Below are 15,357 nucleotides of genomic sequence, written 5' to 3' on the forward strand. Positions count from 1 at the left end.
TTAGCTGTTTTTTCGTTTTTGAACTTGTACAGTAAACTCCTTTTCATACTTCTTACCATTTATATAGAAATTCCCCCACATTTTATATGTTCCTTCTTCTGGAAATGTAATACGATATTGTAATTGCTCATCCGTATCAACAGGAATGGCATATAAAAAATGTTCCCTCGTTTCATCAACGATATATAGAGAGTCGACTTCTCCTCTTCCTGAATTTAATTTCAGCTTTTCTCCTTTTTTTGCTTGAAACTGAAATGTTAATGTTACTGCCTCATTCGGATGCAATGCACCAAATAAGAGAGAAACTTGATATTCTCCTATTTTTTTTGTAAGTACAGTATCGATTGGAAGTTTCTTTTTACTGTTGTCCTTACTCTTATCCTTTTTTCCTTCTCCAAGATCTTGCTTAGAAAATGATTCCATAGACTTATTTTCGTCTTCATACAAAAATATTGTGTACCCTTCACCTTTCGCTACTTCTGAAGATAGCTTATATGATCCATTCCCAGCAAAGGTAGGCTTCATTTGTTGTATATTTTTCAACTGTTCATCCACAATAACTGCTCGAATTTGATCATTCACACCACGAACTTCATTATTTTTTTTATTTAGCAATTGAAACGAAATGTCGACTTTTTCATTTCCCTTTTTATTTTCCACATCCCATTTTACTTCCTGAACATCTCCTGTCGTTTCTACTGTTTCTTGATATTTTTTTATGTAAAATCCTCCTGCCACAATAAGTACTAATGCGATAAGCCCAATGACAAGATTTTTCAAAACATCACCTACCATTTTTAAAGTCTCTTTCCATACAAAACTTCTTATTATATATTCTAGATTATGATTTATGAAATCCTTCTATTTTGTACATATTACAAATAATAAAAAGATTTTAATTGACAGGATTCGTAGTGTATAATGCAAATGATATTGATTTCTATCAATACATAATAAGGAGGACTTTTCATGAGTGTACATATTGAAGCAAAACAAGGCGAAATTGCTGAATCTATTCTATTACCTGGTGATCCATTACGTGCAAAATATATCGCTGAAACATTTTTAGAGGACGTTACTTGCTATAACAACGTGCGTGGCATGTTAGGTTTCACTGGAACTTATAAAGGAAAGCGTGTATCTGTTCAAGGTACAGGTATGGGTGTTCCTTCTATTTCTATTTATGTAAACGAATTAATCCAAAGCTACGGAGTAAAAAATTTAATCCGCGTTGGAACTTGTGGTGCAATTCAAAAAGATGTGAAAGTACGTGACGTTATTATCGCAATGACAGCTTGTACAGATTCTAATATGAACCGCTTAACATTCCCAGGATTTGATTTTGCACCAGCTGCAAACTTCGATCTTTTAAAAAAAGCTTATGATGCTGGAACAGAAAAAGGCTTACACGTTCGTGTTGGTAACGTTTTAACAGCAGACGTATTTTACCGTGAAAGCATGGAGATGGTTAAAAAGTTGGGAGAATACGGTGTATTAGCAGTAGAGATGGAAACGACTGCTCTTTACACATTAGCAGCTAAATATGGTGTAAATGCATTATCTGTATTAACAGTAAGCGACCATATCTTCACTGGTGAAGAAACAACATCTGAAGAGCGTCAAACTACATTTAACGAAATGATTGAAATCGCTTTAGATGCAGCAATCCAGCAATAGTATATTAAAGAACTTGTCATACGTCTGGCGAGTTCTTTTTTATGTTAGGAAAACTTCGACAGTCACTATACCTCCTACTTTATGTGACTTTCTATAAAAAACTACTTTAGAAAGAGACAGATTTCCCCCTCTACTTTTTTGTAACGTTTGTTATAATTAAGAAATCATTTATATTACAGTATTTTCATACGAGGTGAAACAGTGAAAAACAGAAGCATCGTCTTTAAACTATTTTTATTAACATCAACATTATTTACAATCATATTTCTCCTTTTTTTCCTTGGACAATCTCTATTTTTAGAGAAGTTTTATATCAATAAAAAAGTAAAAACGGTTCAAACCGCTTTTGAAAAGTTCGTAGATAATTACGAAAAAAGCGACCAAAGCTTTGAAGAAACTAGAAAATTAAAACAAGAATTTCATGATAAAACAAATGCTGAAATGCAATTTTTAGATTCTAATGGAATTATTAAAAGTGAAAACAATTACTACATTGATGTGGCTAACCCTGACAACAATCAAACCTATTCCATCCCACTTAATAATCTTTTAACACCAGAAGAATATAATAAATTCGAAAACTTAGGTTTAAAAAAAGATGGAATAATTCACGTAGAGGGATTCATACAAGGTAATATAATAACACCAATAGAACTGACAATTAATTACAATCGATGGCGAAATGAAAATCTCAATTCGGATTTTCAATCAATTAGTGGTAATCCATCTAAAAATAGACTTACAAATCGATATAAAACTATGTCTCAGATCAGTTTTACTGGTGTGATATCTAAATTGCATCTCCCTTCCAAAGCTGAGGTTCGTCTTGCAAATGATATTGAAACATTACAAGCTGTTGATTATTTTGCAAACACTATCAGACAAGGTACCTCTAATTCAAATCAACTAAACACGTATATATTAGATAGTGGAGAAAATATAAAAAATAGTATCTTTGTAAAACCTATTATGGAAAACGGTAAAATTAAAGAATACGCTTTTGCAATCGCCTCTTTACAACCTGTTAATGAAGCAATGCTTGTTTTAAAAGATTATTACGTCTATGCCTTAATTATTGTGTTTCTCGTTATTATTTTGTTATCCTTTTACTACTCAAAAATCATTGTTAAACCATTAATTAAGATAAATCGTGTCACAAAAAAAATGGCTAATTTTGATTTTAGCGAGAAATTACCTGTTGCAGCAGACGACGAAATTGGTGGATTATCAAGTAGTATTAATACACTTTCTGTAAACTTAAAAGACCGAATTGATCGATTAAATGTTGCAAATACAAAATTACAACAAGATATTGAACGCGAACGCCAATTGGAAAAAACGAGAAAAGAATTCATTTCTGGTGTGTCTCATGAATTAAAAACACCACTCAGTGTTATTCGTAGCTTCGCTGAAGGTATTAAAGATGGCGTAAGTAAAGATACGACATATTACACAGATGTTATTTTGGAAGAAACAGAAAATATGAATAGGCTTATTGTAGAAATGTTAGAATTAGCAAAACTAGAATCAGGTACGTACAAACTAGACATGTCGACGTTCTCGATCGGCGAATTAATTCAACAAGTCTATGCAAAATTATCATTTAGCATGGAGGAAAAACATTTGCAAGTGGACGTCCATGCCGACGCTTCTCTATTTGTTAAAGCGAATCGTAGTCGTATTGAGCAGGTAGTTGTGAACTTACTTAGTAATGCAATTCGATATACTCCAGATGGAGAAAAAATACACGTCTCTGTTGTAGAAACGGAAGATAAAGTGAAAATTGAAATCGAAAACACAGGTAATCCTATTCCAGAAGAAAGCCTTGAAAAGATTTGGGATCGCTTCTACCGTTTAGACGCTTCTCGTAGCCGTCATACTGGAGGTACCGGCCTTGGGTTATCTATTGTGAAAAACATTTTAGATCTCCATCACGCCGAATACGGTGTGTATAATACTACTAATAGCGTTTTATTTTATTTTAATTTACAAAAAGTAAAAGAAGTCAAATAATTTGTCTTAATTTCACTAGGAGTTCACATGAAATTCACACTCTCCCTTTATAGTAAGAAACAAGTTAATCCTTTCCTTTACACACATAAAAGAGGAGAGTGCGTGAAATGAAACAAGCAGGACAACCTATTCAAAACGAAAAACAATTAGAAACTATCAAAAATATACTTTTACAATCTTCGAAACGTGATGGCTTATTATTCGTATTAGCTGTAAATTCTGGCTTAAAAGTAAGTGAAATCTTACAATTAAAAGTCAGTGATGTAATCGATGAAAATGAAAATGTTCGCCATTCCATTTTATTTTACAATGAAAAAGTAAAAAAACATAAATGGTTTGCTGTAAATGAAGACTTACAGCACGCAATCGAAGACTACATGAAAGAACGTAAAACTTGGAAACGCAATGAACCATTATTAAAGTCTCAAAAAGGAACAAAGTCTATTACGAGACAACATGCATGGTACATTTTAAACAAAGCTGCAAAAGAAGTTGGATTAGAAGGGATTAGCTCACATACACTTCGAAAAACTTGGGGCTATTGTGCATACAAATCAGGTGTTGATATTGCATTTTTACAACACTTCTTTGATCACAGTACTCCATCAAAAACTTTAAAGTATATCGGTATTGCTTAATAACTCTTATACATAAAAAAGGTTACCATTTATAGATTTGGTAACCTTTTTTATGTTTCATACTCTCTTTTCTTGTCTCTCCTATACTGTAGTGGTACTCTAATAGTAAGGGGGAGAAATTATGAACACATTAACAATTGAATTACCGAAAGAAACGGCTGAAAAACTTGATTTATTAAAGAAAGCTTATCAAAAGAAAACAGGTGCTACAATTTCTGAAAGCACTCTTGTTCAAACACTTATCTCAAAGGAATTTATCCAAGCGATAACTCCTTTTGATTTACAACAATTCGTCAATGGAAAAGAACAGCATTAATCGCTGTTCTTTTTTATTTTCAAAAAATAAATATTAAAAGTTTTTTATTTATTTTTCGAAAAACTATTGACTATGATAATGATAACCATTATCATTTATTACGAAGCCAACAATTGATGAATCAACCAAACGCTCAGTAACATTGTTACCCCTCTTTTTCATATAGAAAAGCACTGTACATTCCCCCTGTTTGTACAGTGCTTTTCTTGTTTGAATTTATTCAAATAAATTTAATTGCTCTGGTTTTGGCTCACCATATGTAATACTTACCATTTCCATCAACTGTTTCGCATTGTCTGCCGCATCCCCACCCGAATTATTGTTAAACAATACGTATATGTCCTTAGCCTTTTTTTTCAATTGTTCTAATCGTTCTACCCATTCTTCCAACTCATTATTATTGTAGCGATACAAACAACGAACTGCTCTCCAATTTTCTCCTTTGTCAAGCCAACCATGAACATTCCGGCCATGAAAACGTATTAATGCCATATCTGAGTTCGTTGCTTCTAATATGAGTGGCACTGATCCTATTCCCGCCTGTGGTTCGTCACAAATTGTATGAATCCATTTTTCCCGTTCTAAAAACTGTAACGTCTTATCTCTCATTTCCGGATAAAACCATGTTTGATTTCGAAACTCTATTGCACACGGGAAGCCTTCCATTTTTTCTTTCGTATATCGAAGTAAATCTACATTTTTCTTTTTACAATCAAACCATGGCGGATATTGGAATAAAATCATTTTTAATTTATTTGCATCTTTTAACGGCAAAATCGATTGTTTATAAACATCAAACATCTCTTCAAACGTAGAAAAAGGAATTTCACCTTTCATATGTCCTGTCATCCCTTGATAAGCTTTTACTATAAAAGAAAAATCTTTTGGCGTTTCCATCGCCCATTTTGTATAATTTCGTGCAGGTTGTATCGCATAAAATGAGCTATCCACTTCCACGATTGGAAAATTCCCACTATAAGTTCGCAATTTATTTCTATTTTCATAGGGATTAATATATAAAGAATCGTGATCTCCCCATCCCGTCACTCCAATGTAAAGCAAACAAATTCCTCCCTTCCCAACTTCATCTTAAGCTCATTCTATTTACTTCACCAAAACCCTATCCGACCAATTTCATAAAGTAGCTCTTTCTTTAAGAGTATCCGTATAAAAATATGATATACTAGATGGAAGAATTTTTAAATTGAGGAGTTATTTATTTATGCTTCAAGACGACACTATTTTATCTCATGAAAATCGAATAAAAGAATTAGAAAATAAAGTACGGTTTTATGAAGAGCTTGTGAATCAATTACCACATCATTTCACATATAAAAATCCACATATTGGTTTACAAATAAAAAAAACGAGAACGTCTCATTCTATTCAGCACATACAAAAAGAAGATAAAGAGCCTAAATTTCATCTTACTTGCGATTCATTGTTCTTATTTGAACAACTCGAAAAACATTTTGTTCATATTTTCGATGCTTTTTCGCATCACGTCACTTTTATTGATAGTAAAGGTAACATTACATTATGTAACCAAGCTGCAGCAGATGATTTTGGTGTAGTACGAAATTCTATAATTGGAAAACCAATTCAACAATTATTAAACTTACCTGAGGAAAAAATTAAAGCTATTGAAACGTTAAAAACGGGAACTGAAATATATAATGAAGAAGTTTTAGACAAAAATTATGGTATCGTAAATAACCGCATTATTCGCGATTATAATGGAGATATTTTCAGAGTCATTAGTGTATTCCATTATTTAAATACAGAACGGGATGCCGAAAAGTTTTCCTTAGCTGGACGAATTGCAGCTGGGATTGCACATGAAGTACGAAATCCCCTTACAACGGTACGTGGATACTTGCAATTTTTACAAGAGAGCGTTTCTCCATCCAATAAAGAGTTGTTTAAAAGTCTACTCATCCCTGAATTAGATCGTGCAAATAGCATTATTACAAAATTTTTAGCTATTTCAAAAACGCGTGAATTTACTAGAGAGCCTTTTCCCATCAATACATTTTTACGCGAGTATATTCAACAACTACTCGCTAGTGAAGTTTTTTTACACAACATTTCTATTGATTACAATTTTTCTACCGAATTAGATGATGTACTCGTCAATATTGATCGTCATGAACTCGTACAAGTTTTTTTAAACTTATTTCAAAATGCTGTCGATGCTCAAGGTGAAAAGCCTCTTTCTATTCAAATCACTAGTTATCGCTTAGATAATTTTGTTCGTATTACTTTCAAAGATAACGGAACCGGTATTCCTCCAGCTATTCAAGAATATATATTTGATCCATTCTTCTCTACAAAGGATTCAGGAACCGGACTCGGATTATCAGTAACGAAGAAAATTATTCAAAACCATAATGGCACATTAAAAGTTTCTAGTGATCAAAGTGGTACAACTTTTACTATATCCATTCCATTATTGCCAAAAAGAGATAATTGAAGTTTCGATAAAGTGAACCTTTAATCAATGGGAGGGTTCATCCCCCATTGATTATTAGCCCTCACCAATCGGAGTCTTACTGCCTACAGTAAATACTATTTCTATTCCTAACACAGGGGAAACAACAGCTATACTTTCTGTCTTCCGAATTTACTAACTTTTAGCTTTTAACCTTGTTTTTGAAAAACCAAGCATAGTTGATTTATAGTAATCTGTATTATTTTGATTGTAAGTTAAATCTCTCTTTTAATAAAAAGGAGCACTTATTTTGGAGGATAAGTGCTCTTTCTTTACGTTTCTTTACCTCAAATTTACTCTAGCTTAATCCTCATTTTGTATGATAAATAATGAAGACAAAGATATGAAAGAGGGATGAAAATGAGAGTTATATCACTGACACGTTTTTGGATTGCTCTTATGATATGCATAATTTTATGCATAGGATTTTTTTCAACTCTAAAATATTCAGCTATATCAAAAGCAGATAGCAAAACAGTTCCATACGAACTTCTGTATACAAAACAAAACAACGTTCCTTATTCCTCTTCCACACAGAATGAAAAAAAGGTTATAAAAGGAATGCTTATTACAGAGGCTTCTAGTTATGAACACCTACTTCAAATTGCCGAAACGATTAAAGATCAATATAAAAATAAAGACGTTGATGAAATAACACTTTCTATCCATAATAAAAATACTGGAAGTTACGAAGAAGAATTACCATATGAACCCATTAGTAAAGGAATAATAACTGTCACGTATGATTCTCAATCCTTCGGCAGTACCAATGTTGCGCTCAACAAATAAAGTGGAATTTTAATCAGTAGGGATTTTCCCCATCCCCTACTGATGATTAACCAACCGGGCTTTTACCACAAAAAAGAGGCGAATCTCGTTATTCGCCTCTTTCTTTTACCAAAATGATGGAATCCACTCTTTCACTTTATCAATCCACTCTTGTTTCTGTTCTTTTCTTTGTTGTTCCTCTTCTTTTCTTCGCTTTTCTTCCTCAATCGTTTTTAATTGTTTTGTATAGTCCGCCTCAGATATTAACGATAACTGAAATGCTTTTTGAGCAGGGTTTCCGTTCGCTTTTTTCATAATATCCCGGAACATTGTCGTTGTAATTTGGCTGCCCCCTGGCACATAATGCTCACTATCAGTTTTATCATACCCTACCCAAATCGCGCCTACTAAATCCGGTGTATATCCAACAAACCATGAATCCTTTGCACCAGCACTTGGTCCATTTACAAGCTGAGTAGTTCCTGTTTTTCCGGCTGTATCAATATTATTAACTTTCGCTTTTTCACCTGTTCCTTTTTCGACAACACCTTTTAATAAGTATGTCATCTTTTGAGCAACTTTCTCGCTCGTCACACGTGTTTCTTTCTTATACCATTTCCCAATTGTTTCACCTTCAGCATTTTGTATCTCTCTAATCGCATGGGCTTCTATTTGGACACCATCGTTTGCAAATGTACTATACGCTTGAGCCATGACAAATGGAGAAGTCCCCATATGCATACCTCCTAAAGCGATCGGATACGTACGGTCTTCAGGCTCTAATGGAATACCAAAGCGCTCTAAAGATTTTAATCCTTTATCTAATCCGATTTGCTCTAACAGCCAAACAGCTGAAACGTTATACGATTTTGCTACCGCTTCATACATGGTCACATTACCGTGAAAAGTATGATCACTATTTTGTGGTTTATATTCTTTAATATTAAACGGTTCATCTTTTAATACATCGTATACTTCATATCCTTCCTCTAAGGCTGGTACATACACAGCAAGAGGCTTTAATGTTGATCCTGGTTGCCTTTTTAATTGCGTCGCATGATTAAACTGTAAAAATTGATAAGGACCTCTGCCCCCAACTAAAGCTGGAACACCGCCTGTTTTTGGATTCATAAGGACGACTCCAGTTTGCATAAGCTGGTCTGATCCACTATCTTTAAAATAGTTATCATTATCCACAACATCTTCTACAGCTTGTTGTTTTTTCGGGTCAAGCTCTGTATAAATACGATAACCACCTGCTAAAATTTCATTTTGTGTCAATTCGTACTTGTCCATCGCTTCTCTAACAATATAGTCTACATATTGAGAATATTTCCCCTTATATTTATCATCTACACCACGCTTTAATACTAGACCTGCTTCTTTCTCCTTACTATACTGTTCTTCAGAAATATATCCTTGCTCTTTCATTAAACTTAATACGACATTACGTCTTTCAATTGATTTATTAAAGTTTTTATAAGGTGAATACGCAGACGGCGCTTTAATTAATCCCGCAATCGTTGCAGCTTCTGATATTGTTAAGTCTTTTACCTCTTTATCAAAATAAGATTTAGCTGCTCTTTTTATACCCCAAGCACCTTCGCCAAAATAAATTTGATTCATGTACATTTCAATAATTTCATCTTTCGTATAAGTACGTTCAATTTTTTTAGTTAAAAAATATTCTTTAATTTTACGTGAGAATGTACGGTCTTGCGTTAAAAATACATTTTTCGCAAGTTGTTGCGTAATTGTACTTCCCCCCGCTACAACCTCACCCGCTGTAATATTTTTGAAAACCGCACTAATAATTCCACTATAATAAATGCCATGATGACTAAAAAATTCCTTATCCTCTACTGCAACAATTGCCTGAACCATGATGTCAGGAATATCTTTCCTTTTAACTCCTTCTGTTTTAGAAGAAGCTAATTTGGTTGCAACTTCATTATTGGCATCGTAAATTAAAGTCGGTTGTGGAACAGCTTGTTTTAATTCAGATATGTCTTGAATGGAAATTATTATATTCACAGCAACAAATAGAGTAACGAGTAAACTCCCCAATACAATTAATGAATTGCGCAGTTTCTTCCTCTTGTTGAACCATTCAAGCATTTTTTTAAAGTGAGTGTTCTTCAATTTCATTCGTTCACTTCCTTCATTTGTTTACACTCTTCTTTTTAAAAGGAAGAATATACCTCCTTTTAAATTTATTATAATAACGTAGTCGTTCCTATAGTGTAAAGCTTTTCTTTAACATTCATACTTTTTGCAAGAAAAGGACATTCTACAAGTAAGATATTCATTATTAAGTATTAATATTATTAATACAACAATGTGAGTTATGTTAAGTTTTTGTAAACTTTTCGATAAAATGTTTTAAAAAACGACAGTTTTTTGTTAGAATTGACTAGCCAATATATTTTACATATATTACTTTTGTGGGGGTAACAATAATGGTCTTTAAATCAAAAAAAGATAAATTTTCTGAAATGCTAATGAATGTTTCCGAAAATTTAAAAGAAGGCGCGCAGTTTTTCGTGGAGTATAAAATTAAAAATGCTAGCGATTTAAAAGAATTTTCTATGCGCATGAAAGAGTATGAGTCAAAAGGTGACTCATTTATTCACGAAATCATTATGGAGCTAAACAAAGCGTTTATTACTCCTATTGAACGTGAGGACATCCTACAGCTTGCAATGAGTATGGATGATGTATTAGACGGATTAGATCACAGTGCTGGTCTATTCGAAATGTATTCTATTACAGAAGCTGATGAATACATGATTAAATTCGTTGAAGCAATTAATCAATGTGCGATTGAGATTGCAAACTCTGTTGAACTTCTGTCTAACAAAAAATTAGTCGACATTCGTACAAATGCGATTAAAATTAAGGATTACGAGTCACAATGTGATGATATTCGCCGTCATGCGATTAAGCACTTATTCTCTCGTGAAAAAGATCCGATCAAGATTATTCAATTTAAAGAGATTTACGAAGAGCTTGAAGAAGTGGCTGATAGCTGTCAAAGCGTTGCAAACGTATTAGAAACAATTATTATGAAGAACGCGTAAGGAGTTTGATCATGGATACACTCTTGATACTGACCGTTTTAGTAGTCATTTGCGCTTTAGCTTTTGACTTTATCAATGGATTTCACGATACAGCAAACGCTATTGCAACGGCTGTTTCAACGAAAGCTCTAAAGCCTAGACATGCAATTATTATGGCAGCTATTATGAACTTTTTAGGTGCAATGACATTTACAGGTGTAGCAAAAACTATTACAAAAGATATCGTTGACCCATTTGCCTTGCCAAATGGTTCCCTTGTAATTTTAGCTGCTTTGCTTGCAGCAATAGCTTGGAATTTGATTACTTGGTACTACGGTATTCCAAGTAGTTCTTCGCATGCAATCATTGGAGCAATCGCTGGTGCTGCAATTGCTGCTGCTGGTTTTAGCTCATTAAACTTTAAAGGGTTCATAAAAATTCTTGAAGCTTTAATCATTTCACCGATTATCGCTTTTGTTATTGGTTATATCGTATACAGTATTTTTAAAGTGGTCTTTAAAAACTTTAACTTAACGAAAACGAACAAAAACTTCCGTATATTCCAGATCTTCACTGCAGCATTACAAGCCTATACACACGGTACGAATGATGCACAAAAAGCAATGGGAATCATTACGATGGCTCTTATGGCCAATAACTATCATACTTCTAGCGACATCCCGTTCTGGGTACAATTATGTTGTGCAATTGCAATGGGGCTCGGTACTTCTGTCGGTGGATGGAAAATTATTAAAACTGTCGGTGGACAAATTATGAAAATTCGTCCTGTAAATGGTGTAGCTGCTGATTTATCATCATCACTTGTTATTTTCGGTGCAACATTCATTCACTTACCGGTTAGTACTACGCACGTTATCTCTTCTTCTATTTTAGGGGTTGGTGCTTCTCATCGTGTGAAAGGTGTAAAATGGGGAACTGCAAAACGCATGTTAATTACTTGGGTGATTACACTTCCTATTTCAGCTTCTTTAGCTGCGTTATTTTACTACTTATTACACTTAATCTTTTAATCAAAAGTCGTCTTCCTTATTTTTCTAGGAAGGCGACTTTTTTGTGAACAATCCTATTTCTTATTAAAAAGCGTGTATAATGATTGTTGGATAAGTTATATAGAGGAGTTGGCAATTTTGGAATACATCATGTTACTTTTCATCGGATTAATCGCGGGGACAGTCGGGAGCCTAGTCGGACTTGGGGGCGGAATTATTATCGTTCCGTTATTAATTGGATTGCACAGTTTATCACCACAACTCGCAGTGGGAACTTCTATGGTAACAGTCGTTTTTACAGGGCTGTCTTCTACCCTTACTTATATGAAACATAAACGGGTAGATTATAAAAGTGGACTTATTTTATTTATCGGGAGTGGCCCTGGTGGTATTATCGGATCATGGGCGAACAAATTTTTAAACCAAGATACATTTTCTTTATACTTTGGGATTTTCCTTATATTCGTCTCCATTCTTCTTATGCTACGAGACAGATTGAAACCTCTTTCCCTATCAAATATGACTGTAATTAAGCGATCTTTTACAGATAACGAAGGAAATACTGTACACTATCAATTCCCACCATTTCTCGCTATCTTTATTGCCTTTATAGTTGGATTTATATCAGGTTTATTCGGAATCGGTGGTGGCGCCTTACTTGTTCCAGCGATGATGCTCCTTTTCGCTTTCCCAGCACACATTGCTGTAGCAACTTCAATGTTTATCGTATTTCTATCAGCAATTGTAAGTTCTTTAACTCACATCTCTCTTGGAAATGTCAGCTGGATTTATGCATTAATTCTTATTCCTGGCGCATGGATTGGCGGAAAAATCGGGGCTTATATTAATACAAAATTGAGCGGTAATGCAGTAATTATTTTATTGCGTATCACATTAATGATTCTTGGCACTAGATTAATCATTACTTCACTCTTATAACGCGTTCTTTCTAGAATGCGTTTTTTCTTATACACATGAATATAAAAATGTTCCTAGGAGAACAAATAAAAATAAACAAACACATAATAGCATAAAGTTTGAAATATGTACTTTCTTCAAGTTGACCACTCCTATAACTGTGACTGTTACCTTTATGATAGCGAAAAAATAGCTTTCTTACAGTTACAAAGTGCTAACAATGCAAAATCATTTATTACAAATTTTATCCTTATATTTCATTTCTTTGTATATTCTATCGATTCAATAAAAAAAGATGTCATATTGACACCTTTTTAGTGAAGAAGTGACCATCCCATAAAGTCTTCATGTACTTGGCACGCCCTCTTATCGTTTCGATCATATAATTCAGCATAACTATCTGTTTCTTCATCATAAGCCATCGTATAAATAATTTGGCCGTCTATTTCAACGGATAAAACGACTCCACCTTTCATCTCTTCTACATGAATGATAGCATTCGCCGGAATTTTCATATCCGTCATCTTCATCGCATCTAACAATATACTAAACCCCCTACAGCGTATTCATTGCTAGTACTATTACACACTAAATAGTATACTACTGTAATAGCATACATTTCGTCAATGAAATTGCTGTTTAAAAAGCATATTGTCTTTATACATATACGCTAAAATAGAAGATATAGAAATGTTTAAATGGGGGGCTAACATTGATTTTACACAAAGGAGATGTACTATTCCGTCAAGACGAGGACGGTCCTTTATATTTTATAAAAACAGGTTTATTAAAAGTGGTAAGGTTACAAGAAGACGGAACACCATTTTTGTTCAACATTATCGTTCCGGGTGAAACGATACCTCACCATTCTTTAATTTCACCGAAGGAATATCACGGTACAGCTATCGCTTTAATAAAAACAGAAGTTGAACCTATTATTAGTGGTGAATGGTACGATAAACTTCAGGCGAATCCTGAATCCTATGCTGACATCGCTATGCAATTGCAATCAAAATTAAGAATGATGCAACAACGTATTGATCAATTGACAACCGTCTCTCCGAAAGAACGTCTTCATCGTTTACAAGAGTGGTTCACACTATATTTAGGTGACATTCCTATATATGAAATATTAACGCAAACTGAAATTGGTCAACTAATAGGAATACGCCGTGAAACAGTAAATCGATTATTAAGAGAACAAACAAAAAACGAGGCAAAGTAACGCCTCGTTTTTTGTTTGTTCAAATTTCACCTATTGTAAGCTTGCTGCTGGACCGAAAAATTCATAATGAATGTTCTCTGGTTTAACGCCTAACTCGATTAATACAGCATTAATATGTTTCATGAATGGCACTGGACCACAGAAATAAAATTCTGCTTCTGTTGTTGGAATAATAGTTTGTAACCATTCACCTTCAATGAAGCCTTCTTTATCAAAGTTCTTCATTTCCAAATCTTTTTCAGTTGGTGCAGAATAGCAAGTATATGCTTTAACTTGTTCGTATTCATTGTCTACTGCCTTAACGTGTTCTTTCATTGCATGTGTGTTACTATTTATCGCTGCATGAACAAAACATACTTTACGTTTTGAATCTTGTTCAATTAACGTATTTAACATACTCATCATCGGTGTAATACCTACTCCACCACTAATTAGTACAACAGGTAAAGTTGAATCCATATTTAATACGAAATCTCCCGCTGGTGCACTTACTGGTAAAATATCCCCTTCTCCTACATGATCATGTAAGTAATTAGATACTTTACCGTCTGGTGTATCTACACCTTTTTCTTTCTTTACACTAATACGATAATATTCTTTTCCAGGAGCGTCAGACAAGCTATATTGACGATTATGTGTATATGTTTCACCTTTAATATTTATTTGAATCGTTACATATTGTCCTGGGATGAATGAAGAAACTTTCCCTCCATCTTCAGGTTTTAAATAAAATGACGTAATAACATCGCTTTCCTTCACTTTGTTAACAATCACAAAGTTGCGGAAATCTTTCCATCCACCTTCTTTATGTGCAGCTTCTTCATACATCCCAGCTTCAATGCTAATGAATGCGTCAGCGATGACACCATATGCTTCTCCCCATGCATTTAAAACTTCGTCTGGCGCGCCTGCAACCTCTTTAATCGCTTGTAGTAAGCATGTACCTACAATCGGATAATGCTCCGCTTTAATGCCTAAACTTCTATGTTTATGACCGATTTGTTTTACAACTGGAATAATAGCTTCTAAATTATCAATGTACATCGCAGCTGCATAAACAGCATTTGCCAACGCTTGTTGTTGTCTTCCCTTTTTCTGATTTGTATGGTTGAAAATATTTAATAACTCCGGATGTTCCGAGAATAAAATTTGATAAAATCTCGTTGTAATTTCAACGCCTTTTTCTTGTAATAATGGTACTGTTGACTTTACGATTTCAATTGTTTTTGCACTTAACATTGT

Annotated in this window: 15 protein-coding genes; 10 read left to right on the forward strand and 5 right to left on the reverse strand. The window is 33.8% G+C overall.

Annotated elements, in window-relative coordinates:
* Window positions 1-795, reverse strand: coding sequence for a hypothetical protein (locus tag ACTFQM_RS08100; protein ID WP_440034002.1), 795 nt, complete (start codon window positions 793-795; stop codon window positions 1-3).
* 174 nt (window positions 796-969) lie between these two features.
* Between ACTFQM_RS08100 and deoD the strand changes: the two genes are divergently transcribed.
* The 4 genes from deoD to ACTFQM_RS08120 all read left to right on the forward strand — a co-directional run bounded on the left by deoD (window position 970) and on the right by ACTFQM_RS08120 (window position 4,644).
* Window positions 970-1,677, forward strand: a complete 708-nt coding sequence (gene deoD / locus ACTFQM_RS08105; protein ID WP_002171111.1) for a purine-nucleoside phosphorylase — start codon at window positions 970-972, stop codon at window positions 1,675-1,677.
* A gap of 201 nt (window positions 1,678-1,878) precedes the next feature.
* On the forward strand, window positions 1,879-3,690 hold the full coding sequence (locus ACTFQM_RS08110; protein ID WP_440034003.1) for an ATP-binding protein: 1,812 nt from the start codon (window positions 1,879-1,881) through the stop codon (window positions 3,688-3,690).
* 107 nt (window positions 3,691-3,797) lie between these two features.
* Window positions 3,798-4,328, forward strand: a complete 531-nt coding sequence (locus ACTFQM_RS08115) for a tyrosine-type recombinase/integrase (RefSeq protein ID WP_000806236.1) — start codon at window positions 3,798-3,800, stop codon at window positions 4,326-4,328.
* Window positions 4,329-4,449: 121 nt separating this feature from the next.
* Window positions 4,450-4,644: a DUF3924 domain-containing protein gene (locus tag ACTFQM_RS08120; protein ID WP_002171109.1), complete on the forward strand. Its 195-nt coding sequence runs from the start codon at window positions 4,450-4,452 to the stop codon at window positions 4,642-4,644.
* Window positions 4,645-4,860: 216 nt separating this feature from the next.
* On the opposite strand, the gene ACTFQM_RS08125 is transcribed toward ACTFQM_RS08120, so the two are convergent.
* On the reverse strand, window positions 4,861-5,706 hold the full coding sequence (locus ACTFQM_RS08125; RefSeq protein ID WP_002171107.1) for a DUF72 domain-containing protein: 846 nt from the start codon (window positions 5,704-5,706) through the stop codon (window positions 4,861-4,863).
* Between the two features lie 160 nt (window positions 5,707-5,866).
* Between ACTFQM_RS08125 and ACTFQM_RS08130 the strand changes: the two genes are divergently transcribed.
* The gene (locus ACTFQM_RS08130) at window positions 5,867-7,117 is read left to right on the forward strand and encodes an ATP-binding protein (RefSeq protein WP_440034004.1); all 1,251 of its coding nucleotides are present in this window, start codon (window positions 5,867-5,869) and stop codon (window positions 7,115-7,117) included.
* Window positions 7,118-7,495: 378 nt separating this feature from the next.
* Window positions 7,496-7,924, forward strand: coding sequence for a hypothetical protein (locus ACTFQM_RS08135; RefSeq protein WP_025147267.1), 429 nt, complete (start codon window positions 7,496-7,498; stop codon window positions 7,922-7,924).
* 105 nt (window positions 7,925-8,029) lie between these two features.
* Here the strand turns inward: ACTFQM_RS08135 and ACTFQM_RS08140 are convergent, their stop codons facing one another.
* A complete protein-coding gene (locus ACTFQM_RS08140; RefSeq protein WP_440034005.1) occupies window positions 8,030-10,051 on the reverse strand; it encodes a transglycosylase domain-containing protein in 2,022 nt (673 codons plus the stop codon).
* A gap of 311 nt (window positions 10,052-10,362) precedes the next feature.
* Between ACTFQM_RS08140 and ACTFQM_RS08145 the strand changes: the two genes are divergently transcribed.
* The 3 genes from ACTFQM_RS08145 (at window position 10,363) to ACTFQM_RS08155 (ending at window position 12,911) form a co-directional block, all read left to right on the forward strand.
* A complete protein-coding gene (locus ACTFQM_RS08145; protein ID WP_025147269.1) occupies window positions 10,363-10,983 on the forward strand; it encodes a DUF47 domain-containing protein in 621 nt (206 codons plus the stop codon).
* Between the two features lie 11 nt (window positions 10,984-10,994).
* Entirely contained in the window at window positions 10,995-11,993 is a 999-nt protein-coding gene (locus ACTFQM_RS08150) for an inorganic phosphate transporter (RefSeq protein ID WP_048370490.1), read from the forward strand.
* Window positions 11,994-12,110: 117 nt separating this feature from the next.
* Window positions 12,111-12,911, forward strand: coding sequence for a sulfite exporter TauE/SafE family protein (locus ACTFQM_RS08155; RefSeq protein WP_440034007.1), 801 nt, complete (start codon window positions 12,111-12,113; stop codon window positions 12,909-12,911).
* 293 nt (window positions 12,912-13,204) lie between these two features.
* Here the strand turns inward: ACTFQM_RS08155 and ACTFQM_RS08160 are convergent, their stop codons facing one another.
* A complete protein-coding gene (locus ACTFQM_RS08160) occupies window positions 13,205-13,432 on the reverse strand; it encodes a hypothetical protein (protein ID WP_002171100.1) in 228 nt (75 codons plus the stop codon).
* A gap of 170 nt (window positions 13,433-13,602) precedes the next feature.
* Here ACTFQM_RS08160 and ACTFQM_RS08165 point away from each other — a divergent pair, with 170 nt between their 5' ends.
* On the forward strand, window positions 13,603-14,115 hold the full coding sequence (locus ACTFQM_RS08165; protein ID WP_440034008.1) for a Crp/Fnr family transcriptional regulator: 513 nt from the start codon (window positions 13,603-13,605) through the stop codon (window positions 14,113-14,115).
* A gap of 30 nt (window positions 14,116-14,145) precedes the next feature.
* Here ACTFQM_RS08165 and hmpA read toward each other — a convergent pair whose 3' ends face one another.
* Window positions 14,146-15,354 carry an NO-inducible flavohemoprotein gene (gene hmpA / locus ACTFQM_RS08170; protein ID WP_440034009.1) on the reverse strand — a complete coding sequence of 403 codons (1,209 nt, stop codon included), beginning with the start codon at window positions 15,352-15,354 and terminating at the stop codon, window positions 14,146-14,148.
* Between the last annotated feature and the right edge of the window lie 3 nt (window positions 15,355-15,357).

Source organism: Bacillus cereus group sp. MYBK30-2, from assembly GCF_051915945.1.
GTDB classification, from domain to species: domain Bacteria; phylum Bacillota; class Bacilli; order Bacillales; family Bacillaceae_G; genus Bacillus_A; species Bacillus_A paramycoides.

Coding starts and splice junctions, on each gene's coding strand:
- ACTFQM_RS08145 (WP_025147269.1), top strand. CDS start 10,363: ATGGTCTTTAAATCAAAAAAAGATAAATTTTCTGAAATGCTAATGAAT.
- ACTFQM_RS08150 (WP_048370490.1), top strand. CDS start 10,995: ATGGATACACTCTTGATACTGACCGTTTTAGTAGTCATTTGCGCTTTA.
- ACTFQM_RS08120 (WP_002171109.1), top strand. CDS start 4,450: ATGAACACATTAACAATTGAATTACCGAAAGAAACGGCTGAAAAACTT.
- deoD (WP_002171111.1), top strand. CDS start 970: ATGAGTGTACATATTGAAGCAAAACAAGGCGAAATTGCTGAATCTATT.
- ACTFQM_RS08140 (WP_440034005.1), bottom strand. CDS start 10,051: ATGAAATTGAAGAACACTCACTTTAAAAAAATGCTTGAATGGTTCAAC.
- hmpA (WP_440034009.1), bottom strand. CDS start 15,354: ATGTTAAGTGCAAAAACAATTGAAATCGTAAAGTCAACAGTACCATTA.
- ACTFQM_RS08115 (WP_000806236.1), top strand. CDS start 3,798: ATGAAACAAGCAGGACAACCTATTCAAAACGAAAAACAATTAGAAACT.
- ACTFQM_RS08100 (WP_440034002.1), bottom strand. CDS start 795: ATGGTAGGTGATGTTTTGAAAAATCTTGTCATTGGGCTTATCGCATTA.
- ACTFQM_RS08135 (WP_025147267.1), top strand. CDS start 7,496: ATGAGAGTTATATCACTGACACGTTTTTGGATTGCTCTTATGATATGC.
- ACTFQM_RS08130 (WP_440034004.1), top strand. CDS start 5,867: ATGCTTCAAGACGACACTATTTTATCTCATGAAAATCGAATAAAAGAA.